General features: G+C 66.3%; 15 protein-coding genes. 6 read left to right on the plus strand and 9 right to left on the minus strand.

The genetic code is table 11. The annotated features are described in order from the left end of the window. Positions 1 to 118: 118 nt before the first annotated feature. On the plus strand, positions 119 to 1,858 hold the full coding sequence (locus QX126_RS21985; RefSeq protein ID WP_315783613.1) for a DUF459 domain-containing protein: 1,740 nt from the start codon (positions 119 to 121) through the stop codon (positions 1,856 to 1,858). Between the two features lie 138 nt (positions 1,859 to 1,996). Here QX126_RS21985 and QX126_RS21990 read toward each other — a convergent pair whose 3' ends face one another. The 3 genes from QX126_RS21990 to QX126_RS22000 form a co-directional block, all read right to left on the minus strand. Next, entirely contained in the window at positions 1,997 to 2,368 is a 372-nt protein-coding gene (locus QX126_RS21990; RefSeq protein WP_315783615.1) for a CsbD family protein, read from the minus strand. Between the two features lie 74 nt (positions 2,369 to 2,442). Further along, the gene (locus QX126_RS21995; protein ID WP_315783617.1) at positions 2,443 to 3,177 is read right to left on the minus strand and encodes an SDR family oxidoreductase; all 735 of its coding nucleotides are present in this window, start codon (positions 3,175 to 3,177) and stop codon (positions 2,443 to 2,445) included. A gap of 120 nt (positions 3,178 to 3,297) precedes the next feature. Further along, positions 3,298 to 4,440: a PQQ-dependent sugar dehydrogenase gene (locus QX126_RS22000; RefSeq protein ID WP_315783619.1), complete on the minus strand. Its 1,143-nt coding sequence runs from the start codon at positions 4,438 to 4,440 to the stop codon at positions 3,298 to 3,300. A gap of 136 nt (positions 4,441 to 4,576) precedes the next feature. On the opposite strand from QX126_RS22000, the gene QX126_RS22005 reads away from it, so the two are divergent. Continuing rightward, entirely contained in the window at positions 4,577 to 5,356 is a 780-nt protein-coding gene (locus tag QX126_RS22005; protein ID WP_315783621.1) for an SDR family NAD(P)-dependent oxidoreductase, read from the plus strand. A gap of 136 nt (positions 5,357 to 5,492) precedes the next feature. After that, entirely contained in the window at positions 5,493 to 6,380 is an 888-nt protein-coding gene (locus tag QX126_RS22010; protein ID WP_315783623.1) for a TauD/TfdA family dioxygenase, read from the plus strand. A 214-nt stretch (positions 6,381 to 6,594) separates the two neighbouring features. On the opposite strand, the gene QX126_RS22015 is transcribed toward QX126_RS22010, so the two are convergent. Beyond that, the gene (locus tag QX126_RS22015; RefSeq protein WP_315713870.1) at positions 6,595 to 7,245 is read right to left on the minus strand and encodes a YqgE/AlgH family protein; all 651 of its coding nucleotides are present in this window, start codon (positions 7,243 to 7,245) and stop codon (positions 6,595 to 6,597) included. A 136-nt stretch (positions 7,246 to 7,381) separates the two neighbouring features. Between QX126_RS22015 and QX126_RS22020 the strand changes: the two genes are divergently transcribed. The 3 genes from QX126_RS22020 to QX126_RS22030 all read left to right on the plus strand — a co-directional run bounded on the left by QX126_RS22020 (position 7,382) and on the right by QX126_RS22030 (position 10,544). Next, complete coding sequence (locus QX126_RS22020) at positions 7,382 to 8,221, plus strand: protein-disulfide reductase DsbD domain-containing protein (RefSeq protein WP_315775448.1); 840 nt, start codon at positions 7,382 to 7,384, stop codon at positions 8,219 to 8,221. Positions 8,222 to 8,332: 111 nt separating this feature from the next. Next, on the plus strand, positions 8,333 to 9,709 hold the full coding sequence (locus QX126_RS22025; RefSeq protein WP_315783625.1) for a lipopolysaccharide biosynthesis protein: 1,377 nt from the start codon (positions 8,333 to 8,335) through the stop codon (positions 9,707 to 9,709). A gap of 175 nt (positions 9,710 to 9,884) precedes the next feature. Beyond that, positions 9,885 to 10,544: a L,D-transpeptidase gene (locus tag QX126_RS22030; protein ID WP_315753347.1), complete on the plus strand. Its 660-nt coding sequence runs from the start codon at positions 9,885 to 9,887 to the stop codon at positions 10,542 to 10,544. Positions 10,545 to 10,574: 30 nt separating this feature from the next. On the opposite strand, the gene QX126_RS22035 is transcribed toward QX126_RS22030, so the two are convergent. The 5 genes from QX126_RS22035 to QX126_RS22055 all read right to left on the minus strand — a co-directional run bounded on the left by QX126_RS22035 (position 10,575) and on the right by QX126_RS22055 (position 14,128). After that, the gene (locus QX126_RS22035; RefSeq protein WP_315783627.1) at positions 10,575 to 11,126 is read right to left on the minus strand and encodes an RNA 2'-phosphotransferase; all 552 of its coding nucleotides are present in this window, start codon (positions 11,124 to 11,126) and stop codon (positions 10,575 to 10,577) included. Positions 11,127 to 11,136: 10 nt separating this feature from the next. Next, positions 11,137 to 11,388 carry a SemiSWEET transporter gene (locus QX126_RS22040; protein ID WP_315713865.1) on the minus strand — a complete coding sequence of 84 codons (252 nt, stop codon included), beginning with the start codon at positions 11,386 to 11,388 and terminating at the stop codon, positions 11,137 to 11,139. A gap of 113 nt (positions 11,389 to 11,501) precedes the next feature. After that, positions 11,502 to 12,293 (minus strand): 3-hydroxybutyrate dehydrogenase, encoded by a 792-nt coding sequence (locus QX126_RS22045; protein WP_315783629.1) that lies wholly within the window; start codon positions 12,291 to 12,293, stop codon positions 11,502 to 11,504. A gap of 4 nt (positions 12,294 to 12,297) precedes the next feature. Further along, positions 12,298 to 13,473 (minus strand): patatin-like phospholipase family protein, encoded by a 1,176-nt coding sequence (locus QX126_RS22050; protein WP_315734508.1) that lies wholly within the window; start codon positions 13,471 to 13,473, stop codon positions 12,298 to 12,300. Positions 13,474 to 13,612: 139 nt separating this feature from the next. Then, positions 13,613 to 14,128, minus strand: coding sequence for a CAP domain-containing protein (locus QX126_RS22055; protein ID WP_315783630.1), 516 nt, complete (start codon positions 14,126 to 14,128; stop codon positions 13,613 to 13,615). Positions 14,129 to 14,534: the final 406 nt, after the last annotated feature.

Genomic DNA, 14,534 nt, shown 5'->3' on the forward strand with positions numbered 1-14,534 from the left:
CGGTAACCGTGTGGGGCGATTGCCGATGCCATCAACACCATCCGGTGAATGCCCGTTTGCGGCCTGATTCGCGTCCTATTATATGGATCGTCACGATCTCGCCGCGCGACGGGTGCGCATGTCAAAGCTGAAGTCCATCCTCAAGCTGTTGAACGAGCCCGGCCCGCTGGTCGTGCTGGCGGTCGTCATCGCCATGCTCGTCGGCATCGCCGGCCCCGCCTCGGCCCAGTTCTTCAACTTCAACCCGTTCGCCTCGCCCCGCCCGGCGCCGCGCGGCGGTGGAGGTGGCGGAGGTTGGTTCGGCGGCGACTTCTTTACTCCGTTCCCGCAGCAACAGCCGAAGAGGGTGATCCAGGACTATTCCAAGGCGCCGCCGCCGGAGAAGCGTGACGGCGCGCCGGACCGCTATGTGCTGGTGCTCGGCGACGCCATGGCCGACTGGCTCGCCTATGGCCTGGAAGAGGCCTATTCCGAGCAGCCCGACATGGGCGTGACCCGCAAGATCAGGACCACTTCGGGCCTCATCAAGTACCAGCCCAAGGGCGAGCCGGCCGACTGGGCCGCCGCCGCCAAGGGCATCCTGGCGACCGAGCGCGCCGACGCCATCGTCATCATGCTCGGCCTCAACGACCGCATCTCGCTGCGCGAGCCCGCGATGGAGAAGACCGAGAAGCCCGACGACAAGAAGGGCGACAAGGCCAAGAAGGATGCCAAGGCCAAGCCTGGTGAGACAAAGCCCGGTGAGGCCAAGCCGGGCGAAGCCAAGCCGGATGGCAAGGCCGACACGGCGGCCAAGCCCGACGACAAGGCTGTCGATACCGATTTGCCGCAGGACGAGGCCGACAACGACACGCCCGCGGTCGCGGCACCGGAGAAGGCCGCCCGCTCGCCGGGCGGCCTCTATGAGTTCCGGGACGAGCGCTGGGTCGAGCTCTACACGAAGAAGATCGAGGAGATGGTCGCGATCGCCAAGAGCAAGGGCGTGCCCGTGCTCTGGGTCGGCCTTCCCGCGGTTCGCGGTCCCAAGGGCACGGCGGACACGCTGTTCCTCGATTCGCTGTATCGCGATGCGGCCGGCAAGGCCGGCATCACCTATGTCGACGTCTGGGACGGCTTTGTCGACGAGTCCGGCCGCTTCCTGCAGAAGGGGCCGGACTTCGAAGGCCAGATCCGGCAGCTGCGCTCCTATGACGGCGTGTATTTCACCAAGCCGGGCGCACGCAAGCTCGCCCACTATGCCGAGCGTGAGATCAACCGGCTGCTCGCGGCCCGTTCAGCGCCGCTCGAATTGCCGAACGAGCCGGCGACGCCGGACGCCAATGCCGTGCCCGGCCAGCCGGCGCCGCGGCCGGTCGCCGGCCCGATCCTGCCGCTGGTGGCGTCATCCGTCGGCACCGACCAGTTGCTGGGCGGCCCCGGCTCCCGACCTGCGGCGGTCGATGCGCTGGCGGCCCGGACCCTGGTCAAGGGCGAGGCGTTGAGCCCGCCGGCCGGCCGCGCCGACGATTTCGCCTGGCCCCGCCGCGAGGTTGGGCGCGAGCAGGCCAAGGAGCCGCCGAAGGAGTTCACCCGGCCGGAGGCGCCAATGGCCGCGACCTCGCCGGCGGAAGCAACTCCGGCCGCGCAGGGACCGGTGCCGCCGCAGCCGAGGCAGAAGCGGCTGACCACGCCGGCGGCGCCCGCTCAGCAGCCGCCAGCCCAAACGCAGCAGCCGAATCAGGGCGTCCGCGACTTCTTTGGCTTCGGCGCGCCTCAGCAGCCGGCGCGGCCGCCCGCCGCGCGCAATCCGAACGCGCCGCCGCGGCCGCCAGGATTGGTCGGCCGCTCGGCAGCAGCGCTGGAGACCCAGGGCCGCTGATCGTGACCGCATTTCGGCGCTGGGGGCGATCGACGCGGATCATTCCGGAACAAGATGACCATGACAAATCGGCCCGCATTCGAGAACGAATGCGGGCCGATTTTCATCTGATCGTCCGTCAGCGGGGCTGTTGCAGCCTCAGTAGCGCCAGCGCTGCGGCGGCTGCGGCCGGCTCGGCGAGCGCATCAGCATCGCCAGCAGGAAGCCGATGCCGCCGGCGACCAGGAGTGCACCTATCGGATTGTCCTGAACCCGCTTGGTCAGGGCCTGCGTGCCGTCACGGAGCGTTTCGGAGCCGTTGCCGAACGTATCCTTGGCGAAATCCATCGCCGCATCGCCGGCCTCGCGCGCCGCGTCCTTGGCCTGGCCATACATGTTCTGAACGACACCCGAAGCCTCGCGTGCACGGCCCGACGCCTGCGTGCTCTTGTCGCCCAACATCTCGCCGACGCCGCCTTCGATCTTGCCTGCGACATCCTTGGCCGTACCGGTCAGCCGATCCTGATCCATTGCCGCTCTCCTTCTCTGCATTGTGCGGGATTGCTGGCCTGCTAACCGGCCAGCACGGCGCAGGTTCCGGACCACTACAAAATGAGGCCGCCGTCGACGACGAGGGTCTGGCCGATGATGTAGGACGACAGCGGCGAGGCCAGGAACAGCGCCGCACCGGCCATGTCCTGCGGCGTGCCCAACCGCCGCAGCGGGATGCGCTGCAGCGCGCTCTCAAGGCGCTTCGGATTGGCGGTCGTCACCTTGGTCATCTTGGTGTCGACGAGACCGGGCGCGATCCCGTTGACGCGGATGCCGTCCTCCGCCCACGCCTCCGCCAGGGTTCGCGTCAATCCCATCGCACCGGTCTTCGAGGCGTTGTAGGCCGGGTTGCCCATGGTGGAATGATAGGCCGCGGTCGACGAGACGATGATGAGCGCGCCCTTGGCGTCGCGCAGCCGGCCGTGAAATGTCGTCGCACAGGCCATCAGGCTGATGAGGTTGACCTCGACCACCTTGCGGAAGCCGTCCATGACAAACTCGCCGCGCCGGTAGAGCACCGCGCCTTGCGCCAGCACGAGCACGTCGAGACGATCGAGTTGCGGTGCGAAGCTCTCGATCGCGCCGGGATCGCTCACATCGAGCTGATGGTAGTTCAACCCCACGAGATCGGAGCCCTCGTCTGCGGCATAATCGGCAGCACTCGGTCGCGTGCCGCTGATATCGACGCGCGCGCCCTGCGCGCGAAACGCCTGCGCAATGCCGTTGCCGATGCCGCTCGAGCCGCCGATCACCAGCACCGAGCGTCCCGTGAAATCGAGCGCATTCATCTCCCCACTCCTTCTATTGTTATTTGTCGGATGGTGTGGGGATCGGCGCAGGCCCTGTCAACGGCATCGCGGCTGTGGCGACACCGGCATCGGTGCCTTCACATCAATGCTGCTGCGCAGCTACTTCATCGGTGTCAGCCGCAGCAGGCGGCCGGGCGAGTCGTCCTCGATCACCCAGACGGCGCCGTCCGGCGCCACGGCGACGTCGCGGATGCGCTCGCCCATGTCCCAGCGCTCGGCCTCGTCAGGCGGACCATCGGCCCGGAAGGCAACGCGGACCAGCGCGTGCACCCGCAAGCCTCCGATCAGCGCCGATCCCTTCCATTGCGGAAACATCGGACCATCATAGAAGACCAAGCCGGCCGGCGCGATCACAGGATCCCAATAGAGCGGCGGCGGCGCGAGGTCGGGCCGCGTCGCATGACGCGGGATCGGCGTGCCGTCGTAATTGTCGCCGTTCGACACCAGTGGCCAGCCGTAGTTCTTGCCAGGCTCGATCAGGTTCAGCTCGTCGCCACCGCGCGGCCCCATCTCGTGCAGCCAGAGCTTGCCATCGGGCGCGAAGGCGAGCCCGTAGGGATTGCGGTGGCCAGTGGTCCATGTCTGCGCCGGCACGCCCTTGTCCTCGGCCATGGGATTGTCCGACGGCGTCGCGCCGTCGAGATTAAGCCTGAGCACCTTGCCGCGCGCCTGCCGCGGATCCTGGGCGCTGTTCGGCTGCATGCGGTCGCCGACGGTCAGGAATAGATGCGCTCCCGAGGGATCGAACGCGACGATGCCGCCGGGCTGCCCGCCGCCGCCGGCCGGCGTCTGGCGCCAGATCACAGTGCGGTCGGTCAGCGTGGCGCTATCGTTCGCAAACGACAGCACGGCGCGGGTCAGTACGAGTCGGCTGCCCTCGCCGCTCGGCTCGGTGTAGGTGAGATAGATCTGCGACGTCGTCGCGAAGCTCGGCGACACCGCGATATCGAGGAGACCGTTCTGTCCGCGCACAGCGACCGCAGGCACGTTGCCGATCTGGAGCTTCTTCCCGTCCTGCGTGACCAGAAAGATCCGGCCCGGCTTCTCCGTGACCAGCATCCGCCCATCGGGCAGGAAGGCGATGGCCCAGGGCGTATCGAACTCGGCAACGCTCCGCGCGTCGAACGGCCGCAACGCGCTGGCCTTGCGACCGCCGGCATTGATGCCGTCAGCATGCGCTGCCGTGGTTGCTATCAGTCCCACCACCAACGTCAAGCGCATGAAGATCTTGGAGAGCGCCATGATCACTCCGGTTTGTTGATCCCTGTCGTAGGCAACGCAAATTCGGCCACGCCGGATGAGTGCCTACCGAATGCGTCCGATCAGTGATAATCCCGACGGCGCGCATGCGATGCGCATTTTTCCGTGAGCCGCAAATATGCACCAGCACAGGCAACTCAGCCGCTCGGTCAAGGGATTGACCGTCCTGATCACCGGCGCGGCGTCGGGGATGGGGCGCGCGACCGCGCGCGTGTTCGCCGATGAAGGCGCGAGCGTCGCAGTCACCGATATCGATGAGGACGGGGCCGGCGCCGTGGCGGCGGATATCCTGGCCTGCGGCGGAACAGCGCGTGCATGGCGGCTCGACCTCGCCGACCGCGACGCCATCAGCGCCGTCGTCGGCGAGGCCGCGGCGCATTTCGGCGGGCTCGACATCCTCGTCAACAATGCCGGCATCTCGGTCCGTGTCGCGATCGACGACGAGGCTTACGACGAGGCCTGGGCGAGAGGGCTTGCGATCATGCTGACGGCGCAGCAGCGCGTCATCCGCGCCGCGCTGCCGCATCTGCGCCGCTCATCCAGCCCGCGCATCGTCAACATCGCCTCGACCGAGGCGCTCGGCGCAACGGCGCTGCACAGCGCCTATTCCGCGGCGAAAGCAGGCGTGACTGGATTGACGCGCTCGCTCGCCGTCGAGCTCGGCCGCGACGGCATCACCGTCAACTGCATCTGCCCGGGCCCGATCACGACCGCGATGACCGCGCGCATTCCAGACGAGCAGAAGGCGGTCTACGCGCGGCGCCGCACCGCGCTTGGCCGCTACGGCGATCCGGAGGAGGTCGCGCACATGACCTTGAGCCTGTGCCTGCCGGCCGCCTCGTTCCTCACCGGAGCGGTGATCCCCGTGGACGGCGGGCTGATGGCCCGCAACGCATGACGTCTGACGCGCCGGCATGACAGCCGTGCGCGCGGCGCTCCGCGCCTTGCGTTGACTTCGCACATCGCCGGCGTAGCCTCTTGCTTCAGTAGAAGCGGACAGGAGTCCGCCGTCATGAGGACGCGAGGAGGACACCATGGCGATCGCCATCCGGCAGCTGCATCCGCATTTCGTCGGCGAAGTGTCCGGTGTCGATCTGCGCAAGCCTCTCGCTCGGGACGAGGTCGCGCAATTGCAGGCCGCGATCGACCACTACGCCGTTCTCGTATTTCACGATCAGGACATCACCGACGAGCAGCAGCTCGCCTTCGCGCTCAGTTTCGGCGACCGCGAGCAGGCGCGCGGCGGCACGGTCACCAGGAAGGAGGATTACCGCCTCACCACCGGCCTCAACGACGTCTCCAATCTCGGCAAGGATGGCAAGCCGCTGCCACCGGACCATCGCACGCATCTGTTCAATCTCGGCAACTGCCTGTGGCACTCCGACAGCTCGTTCCGGCCGATCCCGGCGAAGTACTCGATCCTGTCGGCGCGAATCGTGAACCCGAAGGGCGGCAACACCGAATTCGCCGACATGCGCGCCGCCTATGACGCGCTCGACCGGGAGACCAAGGACGAGATCGAGGATCTCGTCTGCGAACATTCGCTGATGTATTCGCGCGGCTCGCTCGGCTTCCTCGACTACACCGGTGAGGAGAAGGAGATGTTCAAGCCGGTCAGGCAGCGGCTGGTCCGCACCCATCCGGCGCACGGCCGCAAGTCGCTGTATCTGTCGTCGCATGCCGGCGCCGTGCTCGGCATGAGCATGCCGGAAGGGCGGCTGCTGTTGCGCGACCTCACCGAGCATGCCACACAGCCCGAGTTCGTCTACGTCCACAAATGGACGCTGCACGATCTGATCATGTGGGACAACAGGCAGACCATGCACCGCGTGCGCCGCTACGATCAGTCGCAACCGCGCGACATGCACCGCGCCACCGTGGCCGGCACCGAGCCGACGGTGGCGCAGCAGGCGGCGGAGTAGCGCTGGTTCAGACTCTCGTTCGAGAGAGGCCGTCATTGCGAGGAGCGAAGCGACGAAGCAATCCAGAGTCGCGAGCGGGACTCTGGATTGCTTCGCAGTCATGTCTCCGGGCTGAACACTGCGCTCGCAACGACGGCGGAGAGTCCGGGAAGACCTCGACAATGCGCTTCTTCGATCCCAGCGAGCGCCGGGACATCAGCGGGATGATTGCCGCCTACGCGTGCCCCGCGGCGTTGGACAGCATGCCGGGGTCGATGCCGATCTTGCGCAGCGCGAGATCGTATTTGGCGTCGACATTGTCGCCGAAGATCAGCTCCGGATCGGCGTCGCAATGCAGCCAGCCATTGTCCTGGATCTCTTCCTCCAGCTGGCCGGCGCGCCAGCCGGCATAGCCGAGGGCGAGGATGGCGTGCTTCGGACCGTCGCCCTTGGCGATCGCCTTGAGGATGTCGATCGTCGTCGTCAGGCAGACGCCGTCGTTGATCTTCAAGGTCGCGTTGGCGATGAAGTAGTCGCTCGAATGCAGCACGAAGCCGCGTCCGGTATCGACCGGGCCGCCGCTCAGCACCTTCATGGTCTCGGCGCTGTCGGGCAGGCTGATCTGATCGCTCTTCTCGATGATATTCAGTTGCATCAACAGCTGAGGGAAGTCGATGCTGCCCGCCGGCCGGTTCACCATGATACCCATGGCGCCCTCAGCCGAGTGCGCGCAGAGATAGATCACCGAGCGCTCGAAACGGGAATCGCCCATCACGGGCATTGCAACCAGCAGCTGGCCGTCGAGGTAACCACCGTGAGAGGTGTGATCCCCGATCCCTGTCACTTTGCGGCGAATGTCGCCCAGCCTTTTTGCCTCAGGATTCATCCGCAAGGACTCTCATGATCTTTGATATCCTGATATTGGGATGCGCATCTGTCAATCAAGGTTCAGGTCCTCGCGAGGAAATCTGCTCACAAGCATTTCAATGGTTTGCGCCCGAACCGCACTCTAAAGACGTCTCATGTCCGCCTTGGTTCCTCACCACTCTGCCACACTGCTCGTCGCGACCGTCGTATCATCCTGCCTTGCGTTCGGTGCGCAGGCTCAGGATTCCTCGCCCTGGCAGCGCGACAGCCACTCCGCAGTGCGCCTGCTCGCGGGCTCGCGCAGCGGTCCGGTCATGCTGGGCGGCATCGCCCTTGCGCTGCAGCCGGGATGGAAGACCTATTGGCGAACGCCCGGCGATTCAGGCGTGCCGCCGCGGTTCGACTTTTCCAAGTCGGAGAACGTCGAAGCGGTGACGGTTCTGTGGCCCGCGCCGACAAAGTTCGACGACGGCGCCGGCGGACACTCGCTCGGCTATCATGATCAGGTCGTGCTGCCGCTGCGCATCGTCGCCAAGAACGCCGACAAGCCGATGACCCTGCGCGCCGACATCAGCTACGCGGTCTGCGAGAAGATCTGCATTCCCGTCGAAGCGAAGGCCGAGCTCGCCTTCACCAGCGTCGCCAGCACCGAGGATACGGCGCTCTCGGCGGCCCTCGACACGGTGCCGAAGCCGGCCACCGTCGGCGATGCCAATCCCTTGACGATCCGCGACGTCAAGCGCGACGGCCAGAAGGACGTCATCGTCGACGTGGCCGTCGCCGATCCGCGCAGTGTCCAGCTCTATGTCGAGGGGCCGACGCCGGACTGGGCGCTGCCGATCCCGACCGTGCGCGACAGCGGCATACCGGGCATCAAGCGCTTCGCCTTCGAGCTCGACGGCGTTCCGCCCGGCGTGAAGCCGGACGGCGCGGCCCTGAAATTCACGCTGGTCGGCCCCGACAGGGCCTACGAGTTCAACTTCAATCTGCCCTGACGGCGGCTGCGCCGGGCGAGCGAGGCGGGGCCGGTCCAACTCAATCTTAACGTTGCGTTGATAGGGAGGACCATCGCCGCCATCCGCGCGGCCGTGGAGCCGGACCCCGCCGTGGCCGTGATGGATGCCCGCAACGCCCCCGCATCGACCGGCCTCGCAGGCCGGCTGAAGGCGCGCTTGGCCGCGCTCGGCGGCAGCGGCGAGGCGTCGCTGACGCGCCGCCTGGCCGGCACCATCTTCCTGATCCGCGTGCTCAGCGCGGGCCTCGCCTATCTCAGCCAGATCCTGCTCGCGCGCTGGATGGGCGGCTCGGACTACGGCACCTACGTCTATGTCTGGACCTGGGTGCTGCTGCTCGGCAGCATGCTGGATGTCGGCATCGCCTCCTCGGCGCAGAAGATCATTCCGGACTACCGCACCGCGGGCCAGCAGGCGCTGCTGCGCGGCTTCCTCTCCGGCGGACGCTGGCTGACGCTGGCGACGTCCACCGCTGCGGCGCTGCTGCTCGCCGGCCTGATCGCGCTGCTGTCGCCCTGGATCGACACCGGCGAGCGCATGCCGCTCTACATCGGCTGTCTCACCTTGCCAGCCTTCGTCGTTGCCAACACCCAGGACGGCATCGCCCGCTCGCACGACTGGATGACGCTCGGGCTGATGCCGCAATTCATCATCCGCCAGACGCTGATCATCGGCTTCACGGCGGGCGCCTTCGTGCTCGGCCTCGATCTCGGTGCGACCGCGGCGATGGCCGCGAGCGCGGCCGCAGTGTGGCTCGCGATGCTCGGCCAGATGCTGGTGCTGAACCATAGGCTCGGCCGCCACATCGAGCCGGGCCCCAGACAATATGATCTCCGCGGCTGGCTCGCGATCTCGCTGCCGATCCTCTTGGTCGAGAGCTTCTACCTGCTGCTGTCCTACACCGACGTGCTGGTGCTGCAGCAATTCCGCTCCTCGGAGGAGGTCGGGATCTATTTCGCCGTGGTGAAGACGCTCGCGCTGGTGTCGTTCATCCATTACGCGATGTCGGCGACGACGGCGCATCGCTTCGCCGAGTACCACGCGCTCGGCGACAAGGCGCGGCTGTCGGCCTATGTCGCGCATGCGATCAAGTGGACATTCTGGCCGTCGCTCGCGGCGACCCTGGTGCTGCTCGCGCTCGGCAAGCCGCTGCTGTTTCTGTTCGGCGCGCAGTTCACCGCCGGCTACGACATCATGTTCATCGCCGCGATCGGCCTCGTCGTGCGGTCGGCGATCGGTCCGGTGGAGCGACTGTTGAACATGCTGGGCCAGCAGCGCGCCTGCGCCATGGCCTATGCGGCGGCCTTCGTCATGAACCTCGTGCTCTGCATCCTGCTGGTTCCGCAGTTCGGCGGCTACGGCGCCGCGGCCGCGACCTCGCTGTCGCTGGCCTTCGAGACCGTGCTGCTGTTCCGCATCGTCAAGCAGCGGCTCGGGCTGCACGTCCTCGCCTTCGGCAAGGCATCTTGAGGGAACCATGTTGACGCATCTGTTGCGTCATCTTGGCCTCGCCTTGGCGGAACTGCGAGCGCAACGCCGCCCCATCTCGTCCCGCGCGGCGATCACGCAAGTGTTGGGTGCAACGCCTTGATATTGGCGCGATCCTCCGGGCAGGTGACTTGATCGCGCTCTGGGGGAGAATGAGATGTCGAGACTGGGGGTCGCACTCTCGCTGGCCGGAACCCTGATGCTGGCCGGCTGCATGGAAGCGACGCTGTCGCCATCGACCGATGCGGCGTTGACGCCGCGCGACCGCCAGTTGCTTGCGCACGCCCCCTATGCCGAGGCGCAGATCCCGCAACAGTTCCAGCGCCACATCGTCGAATACACCCGGCAGGAACAGCCGGGCACGATCGTCGTCGATACCGATGCGCGGTTCCTGTACTACGTGCTGCCCGACCGCAAGGCGATCCGCTACGGCGTCGCCGTTGGCGAGGAGGCGATGGCCTTCTCCGGCGTCGCCACGGTCGGCAAGCTCGCCGAATGGCCGGACTGGATTCCAACCGCCGACATCCAGGCGCGCCTCGGGCCGTATCCGAAGCGCGTCGCCGGCGGCCCGGCCAATCCGCTCGGCGCCCGCGCGATCTATCTCTACGAGGGCAACAAGGACACCCTGTACCGCATCCACGGCACCAACCAGCCCGAATATATCGGCCAGGCGATCTCATCCGGCTGCATCCGCATGACCAACACCGACGTCGCCGACCTCTACAATCACGTCCAACTCGGATCGACTGTGGTCGTGCTGCCGCCGGGACAGAGCGTCGCGTCCACCACCGCGAGCGTGTTCGCGCGCCGCAGCTGATATCGCGACGTTCTGCGACGCGCGCGCGGGTTACGGCGCGGGGTCGACGCTCAGGTACTCCGGAGGCACGTGGTCGGTCAGCCAGACGCCGTTGTCCGCAACGAAGAACTTCAAGCGATCCCGATGCATCGCTGCGGCATCGACGCGCAGCACGATGGGATCGCCGTGCCGGCGCCCGACATTGACGGCCGTCGCCTCATCCAAAGACAGATGCACCTGCTGGCGTGACTGCGGCCTCAAGCCTTCTGCCATGATCGCTTCGACGAAGCGCGTCGCCGTTCCGTGATACAGCACGGCGGGCGGCTCGCGCGGGGTCAAGCCAAGCTCCACCGCCACCGAATGTCCCTGCGCCGCCCGAATGCGCTGCCCGTCCTGCGAGACCGTGAAGCGCTTCTTGTCGCTGGTCGCAACCACCTGCTCCAGATCGGCCCGGCTGAGGACGGTCCCCGCCGCCGCCGCGCGCGCGATCAGATCATCGATGATCGCCCAGCCCTGCGCATCCAGCACCAAGCCGATTGCATCTGGCTGGTGGCGCAGCACGAGACTGAGGAACTTGCTCAAGCGGACCGGATCGAAGGCCATCGTCTGCATCCTAGCCGTAGCGCAGCTTCAGGCCGAGGATCGCGGCCACCAAGCCCAGCGTGATGGCGTTGGCGACGACCAGCGGCAAGTCGCTGATCAGCGCGCCGTAGAGCAGCCACATCGAGTTGCCGGTGGTCTGCAGCACGAACATGCCCATCGAGATGTCATGGGTCGAGCGCGACCGCCAGGCCTTGATGACCTGGGGCAGGAACGAGCTCGTGGTGCAGATGGCGGCGCCGAGGCCGATGATCGTGGTCAGCAAGGTCAGGGGTCCGTGCGCTGGTCGTGGAAACGCACGCTTGTAGAATGGACCGCGCCGAAGCGAAACCCGCCTCGGCGCGAAACTGGTGCCTCGTTCAGCGCTCTCTGCGATCGTTACGCCGCAGTCCAACCGCCGTCGATCGACAGGTTGGTGCCGGTGATCTGCGCCGCATCGTCGCCGCACAGGAACAGCGCCAGCGCCGCGACCTGCTCGGAGGTCACGAACTCCTTGGTCGGCTGCGCCGCCAGCAGCACGTCGTTGATGACCTGCTCCTTGGTGAGGTTGCGCGCCTTCATGGTGTCCGGAATCTGCTTCTCCACCAGCGGCGTCCAGACATAGCCCGGCGAGATGCAGTTGCAGGTGATCTTGAAGGTCGCGAGCTCGAGCGCCACGGTCTTGGTGAGGCCGGCGATGCCGTGCTTGGCCGAGACATAGGCCGACTTGAACGGAGATGCGACCAGCGAGTGTGCCGAGGCGGTGTTGATGATGCGGCCCCAGCCGCGCTTCTTCATGCCGGGCACGGCGGCACGGATGCCGTAGAACGCGGACGACAGATTGATCGCGATGATCTGCTCCCACTTCTCCGGCGGAAAGTCCTCGACCGGCGAGACGAACTGGATGCCGGCATTGTTGACGAGGATGTCGACCGAGCCGAACGTGGTCTCACCGAGCGCGATCATGCCGGCGATCTCGGCCGGCTTGCTCATGTCGGCCGGCGAGTGCACGGCCTTGACCTTGTAGTCGCTCTCGATCGCCGCGCGCTCCTTCTCGATGTCGGCGGAGGCGCCGAAGCCGTTGAGGACGATGTTGGCGCCGGCCGACGCGAAGGCGCGGGCATAAGCGAGCCCGATGCCGCTGGTGGAGCCGGTCACGACCGCGGTCTTGCCCTTGAGGTTCGTCGTCATTGCTTCACTCCTTCTTGGCGGCAGCGAGACTGCCGTCCTGCGTGAGATCGTAGGTGACCATGGTCTCGCCGGACTGCGGCCGCTCCAGCCAGTCCTTATGATGCATCGACTGGTGGACGTCGCGAACGCCCGCCTCCCAATGCTCGACCATCGCAACATGGGAGAAGTCGTAGTCCTTCGACGAGCTCTCGTAGCTCTTGCTGCGGTAGATCAGGTGCACCACCGTGACGGTGTTCTCCTGTGCTGCCTTGCACAGGATCTCGAGCGACGGATCGTTGCGCAGCTCGTCCGGCAGCCTGGCATAGAGCTCGCGCAGCGCTTTGCGCGTGTTGTGGATCATGCGGTTCTTGTCCGTGTTCATCCGCGTCCGGCTGGAATAGCGGATGTCCTTCTCGCGCTCGGCGGCCTCCAGCAGCGTCCTCGGCAGATCGCCACGTGCGGAGAACAGATCGACCTGGAAGATCAGGAGATCACGATCGGTCTCGGTGTCGAGCACGTAGTCCAGCGGCGTATTGGAGGCGATGCCGCCGTCCCAATAATGCTCGCCGTCGATCTCGACCGGCGGGAAGCCGGGCGGCAGCGCGCCAGACGCCATGATGTGCTCGGGTCCGATCCGCTTGCCCTGCTTCTTGAATTCGACATTGTCGAAATAGGTGAAATTGCCGGTGGTGACGCCGACGGCGCCGACGGAGAGGCGTGTCTTCAGATCGTTGATGCGGTCGAAATCGACGAGTCGCTCCAGGGTCCGCTTGAGCGGCGCGGTGTCGTAATAGCTGACCGATTGCGGCGTGCCGGACGGCCACAGCGGCGCCGGCGGAAAGCGCGGCGTGAAGAAGCCGGGCACGCCGAAGGCAGCGATCAGCCCGGCACTGACCTCATTGAAGGCCGAGCGGTGATGATCGCCATTGAGCAGCGGCTTCCACGGCACCGGCGACGACACCATCTCCCAGAATTCCTTGAGACGGCCGATGCGTTTGTCCCGGTCGTTGCCGGCGATGATCGCGGCGTTGATGGCGCCGATCGAGATACCGGCGACCCATTCCGGCTCGAAATCGAAATGACACAGCGCCTGATAGGCGCCGGCCTGATAGGAGCCGAGCGCGCCGCCGCCCTGCAGGACGAGGACACGTTGCGATTCGCTGGGGGTTGCAGGCAGCGGGGGAAACGGATGTTGCGTCATTACTGCGGTCATTAGCAAAGCAAGGCGCCAACGTGGCGTCACTTCGCGGTGACGTCAATCCACCCCAAGGGCTACGTCGGCCCTGACTCGCGCGAGCGCCGCGCGCGCGGCCTGCGCAGGGCGGCGGCAGCCCTGCCTGTCAGGAGGGCTTCTTGCCGTCCGGCGCGGCCAGGATCATGGTCCAGAACACTTTGTACTTGGTATTCGGAGCATAGCTCGCTGCGATGCCTATTTTTGTGACACCATTTTTCAGCATGTTGGCGCGATGCGGCGGCGAGTCGCGCCAGCCCGAGAAGGCCTCCGCCAGCGTGTGGTAGCCCGCCGAGACGTTCTCGACCGCGACCGCCGCATCGTATCCCGCGCCGGTCAAGCGCTTCGCCAGCGGGGCGCGCACGTCATGATCCAGCTTGTTCTTGTCGGCCATGGCGTGCGACTGCGATTCCGCGAGCCGCATCAGCTCGGGATCGACCTCGACCATGCCGAGCCCGTTGTTCTGGCGGTATTGCGAGATCATCGTCGCGGCAGCGACAGCATCGAGCTTCGCGCCCGCGACCGCCATGTCGGCATACATGGTCGGCGCCTGCACCACCGGCGTCTCGGCCGCGCAGCCGGCGAGCAGGAATGCAACGGAGAGAGCGAGTGCCAGATGCTTCAATGAACCAGTCCCTATGCCGACGAGAGAGGCGGGTTGTTGCACATCAACCGTGGCTGAAAGGTGAATCGGAGGTAAGTTCCATCGGTACAATTGCGGCCAATCCGGCCGGCAACGGTTCGTCAACCATAACGTCCACGCGGTCAAGCGCCGTGGCGGCGCGGACCCTCCGTGCGATCAAGCCAAGGACGGCGCCACAATTTTAGTGTCGCACCGGCACCCAGACGCCGCGGCGGTCGTGGCGAGACGCGATGCCGGTCGAGCGGGCTCAACAACGGACGTCACGGCGTATGGGTCCCGGATCGGCGCCCGCCAACGCTACGCGTTGTCGGGCTTGTCCGGGACGACACTGTTTTTTTTGGTTGAGGCCTACGGCTCAGAGCTGCAAGTGCTCGGAGCTCACGGCATA

Origin of the sequence: Bradyrhizobium sp. SZCCHNPS1003 (genome assembly GCF_032381555.1) — a bacterium.
Classification (GTDB): domain Bacteria; phylum Pseudomonadota; class Alphaproteobacteria; order Rhizobiales; family Xanthobacteraceae; genus Bradyrhizobium.

Bases quoted from the DNA above. Each gene is read 5' to 3' on its own strand.
- QX126_RS22010 (WP_315783623.1), top strand. From the start codon at position 5,493: ATGGCGATCGCCATCCGGCAGCTGCATCCGCATTTCGTCGGCGAAGTG.
- QX126_RS22005 (WP_315783621.1), top strand. From the start codon at position 4,577: ATGCACCAGCACAGGCAACTCAGCCGCTCGGTCAAGGGATTGACCGTC.
- QX126_RS22000 (WP_315783619.1), bottom strand. From the start codon at position 4,440: ATGGCGCTCTCCAAGATCTTCATGCGCTTGACGTTGGTGGTGGGACTG.
- QX126_RS22020 (WP_315775448.1), top strand. From the start codon at position 7,382: ATGTCCGCCTTGGTTCCTCACCACTCTGCCACACTGCTCGTCGCGACC.
- QX126_RS21990 (WP_315783615.1), bottom strand. From the start codon at position 2,368: ATGGATCAGGATCGGCTGACCGGTACGGCCAAGGATGTCGCAGGCAAG.
- QX126_RS22035 (WP_315783627.1), bottom strand. From the start codon at position 11,126: ATGGCCTTCGATCCGGTCCGCTTGAGCAAGTTCCTCAGTCTCGTGCTG.
- QX126_RS22030 (WP_315753347.1), top strand. From the start codon at position 9,885: ATGTCGAGACTGGGGGTCGCACTCTCGCTGGCCGGAACCCTGATGCTG.
- QX126_RS21995 (WP_315783617.1), bottom strand. From the start codon at position 3,177: ATGAATGCGCTCGATTTCACGGGACGCTCGGTGCTGGTGATCGGCGGC.
- QX126_RS21985 (WP_315783613.1), top strand. From the start codon at position 119: ATGTCAAAGCTGAAGTCCATCCTCAAGCTGTTGAACGAGCCCGGCCCG.
- QX126_RS22015 (WP_315713870.1), bottom strand. From the start codon at position 7,245: ATGAATCCTGAGGCAAAAAGGCTGGGCGACATTCGCCGCAAAGTGACA.
- QX126_RS22045 (WP_315783629.1), bottom strand. From the start codon at position 12,293: ATGACGACGAACCTCAAGGGCAAGACCGCGGTCGTGACCGGCTCCACC.
- QX126_RS22050 (WP_315734508.1), bottom strand. From the start codon at position 13,473: ATGACGCAACATCCGTTTCCCCCGCTGCCTGCAACCCCCAGCGAATCG.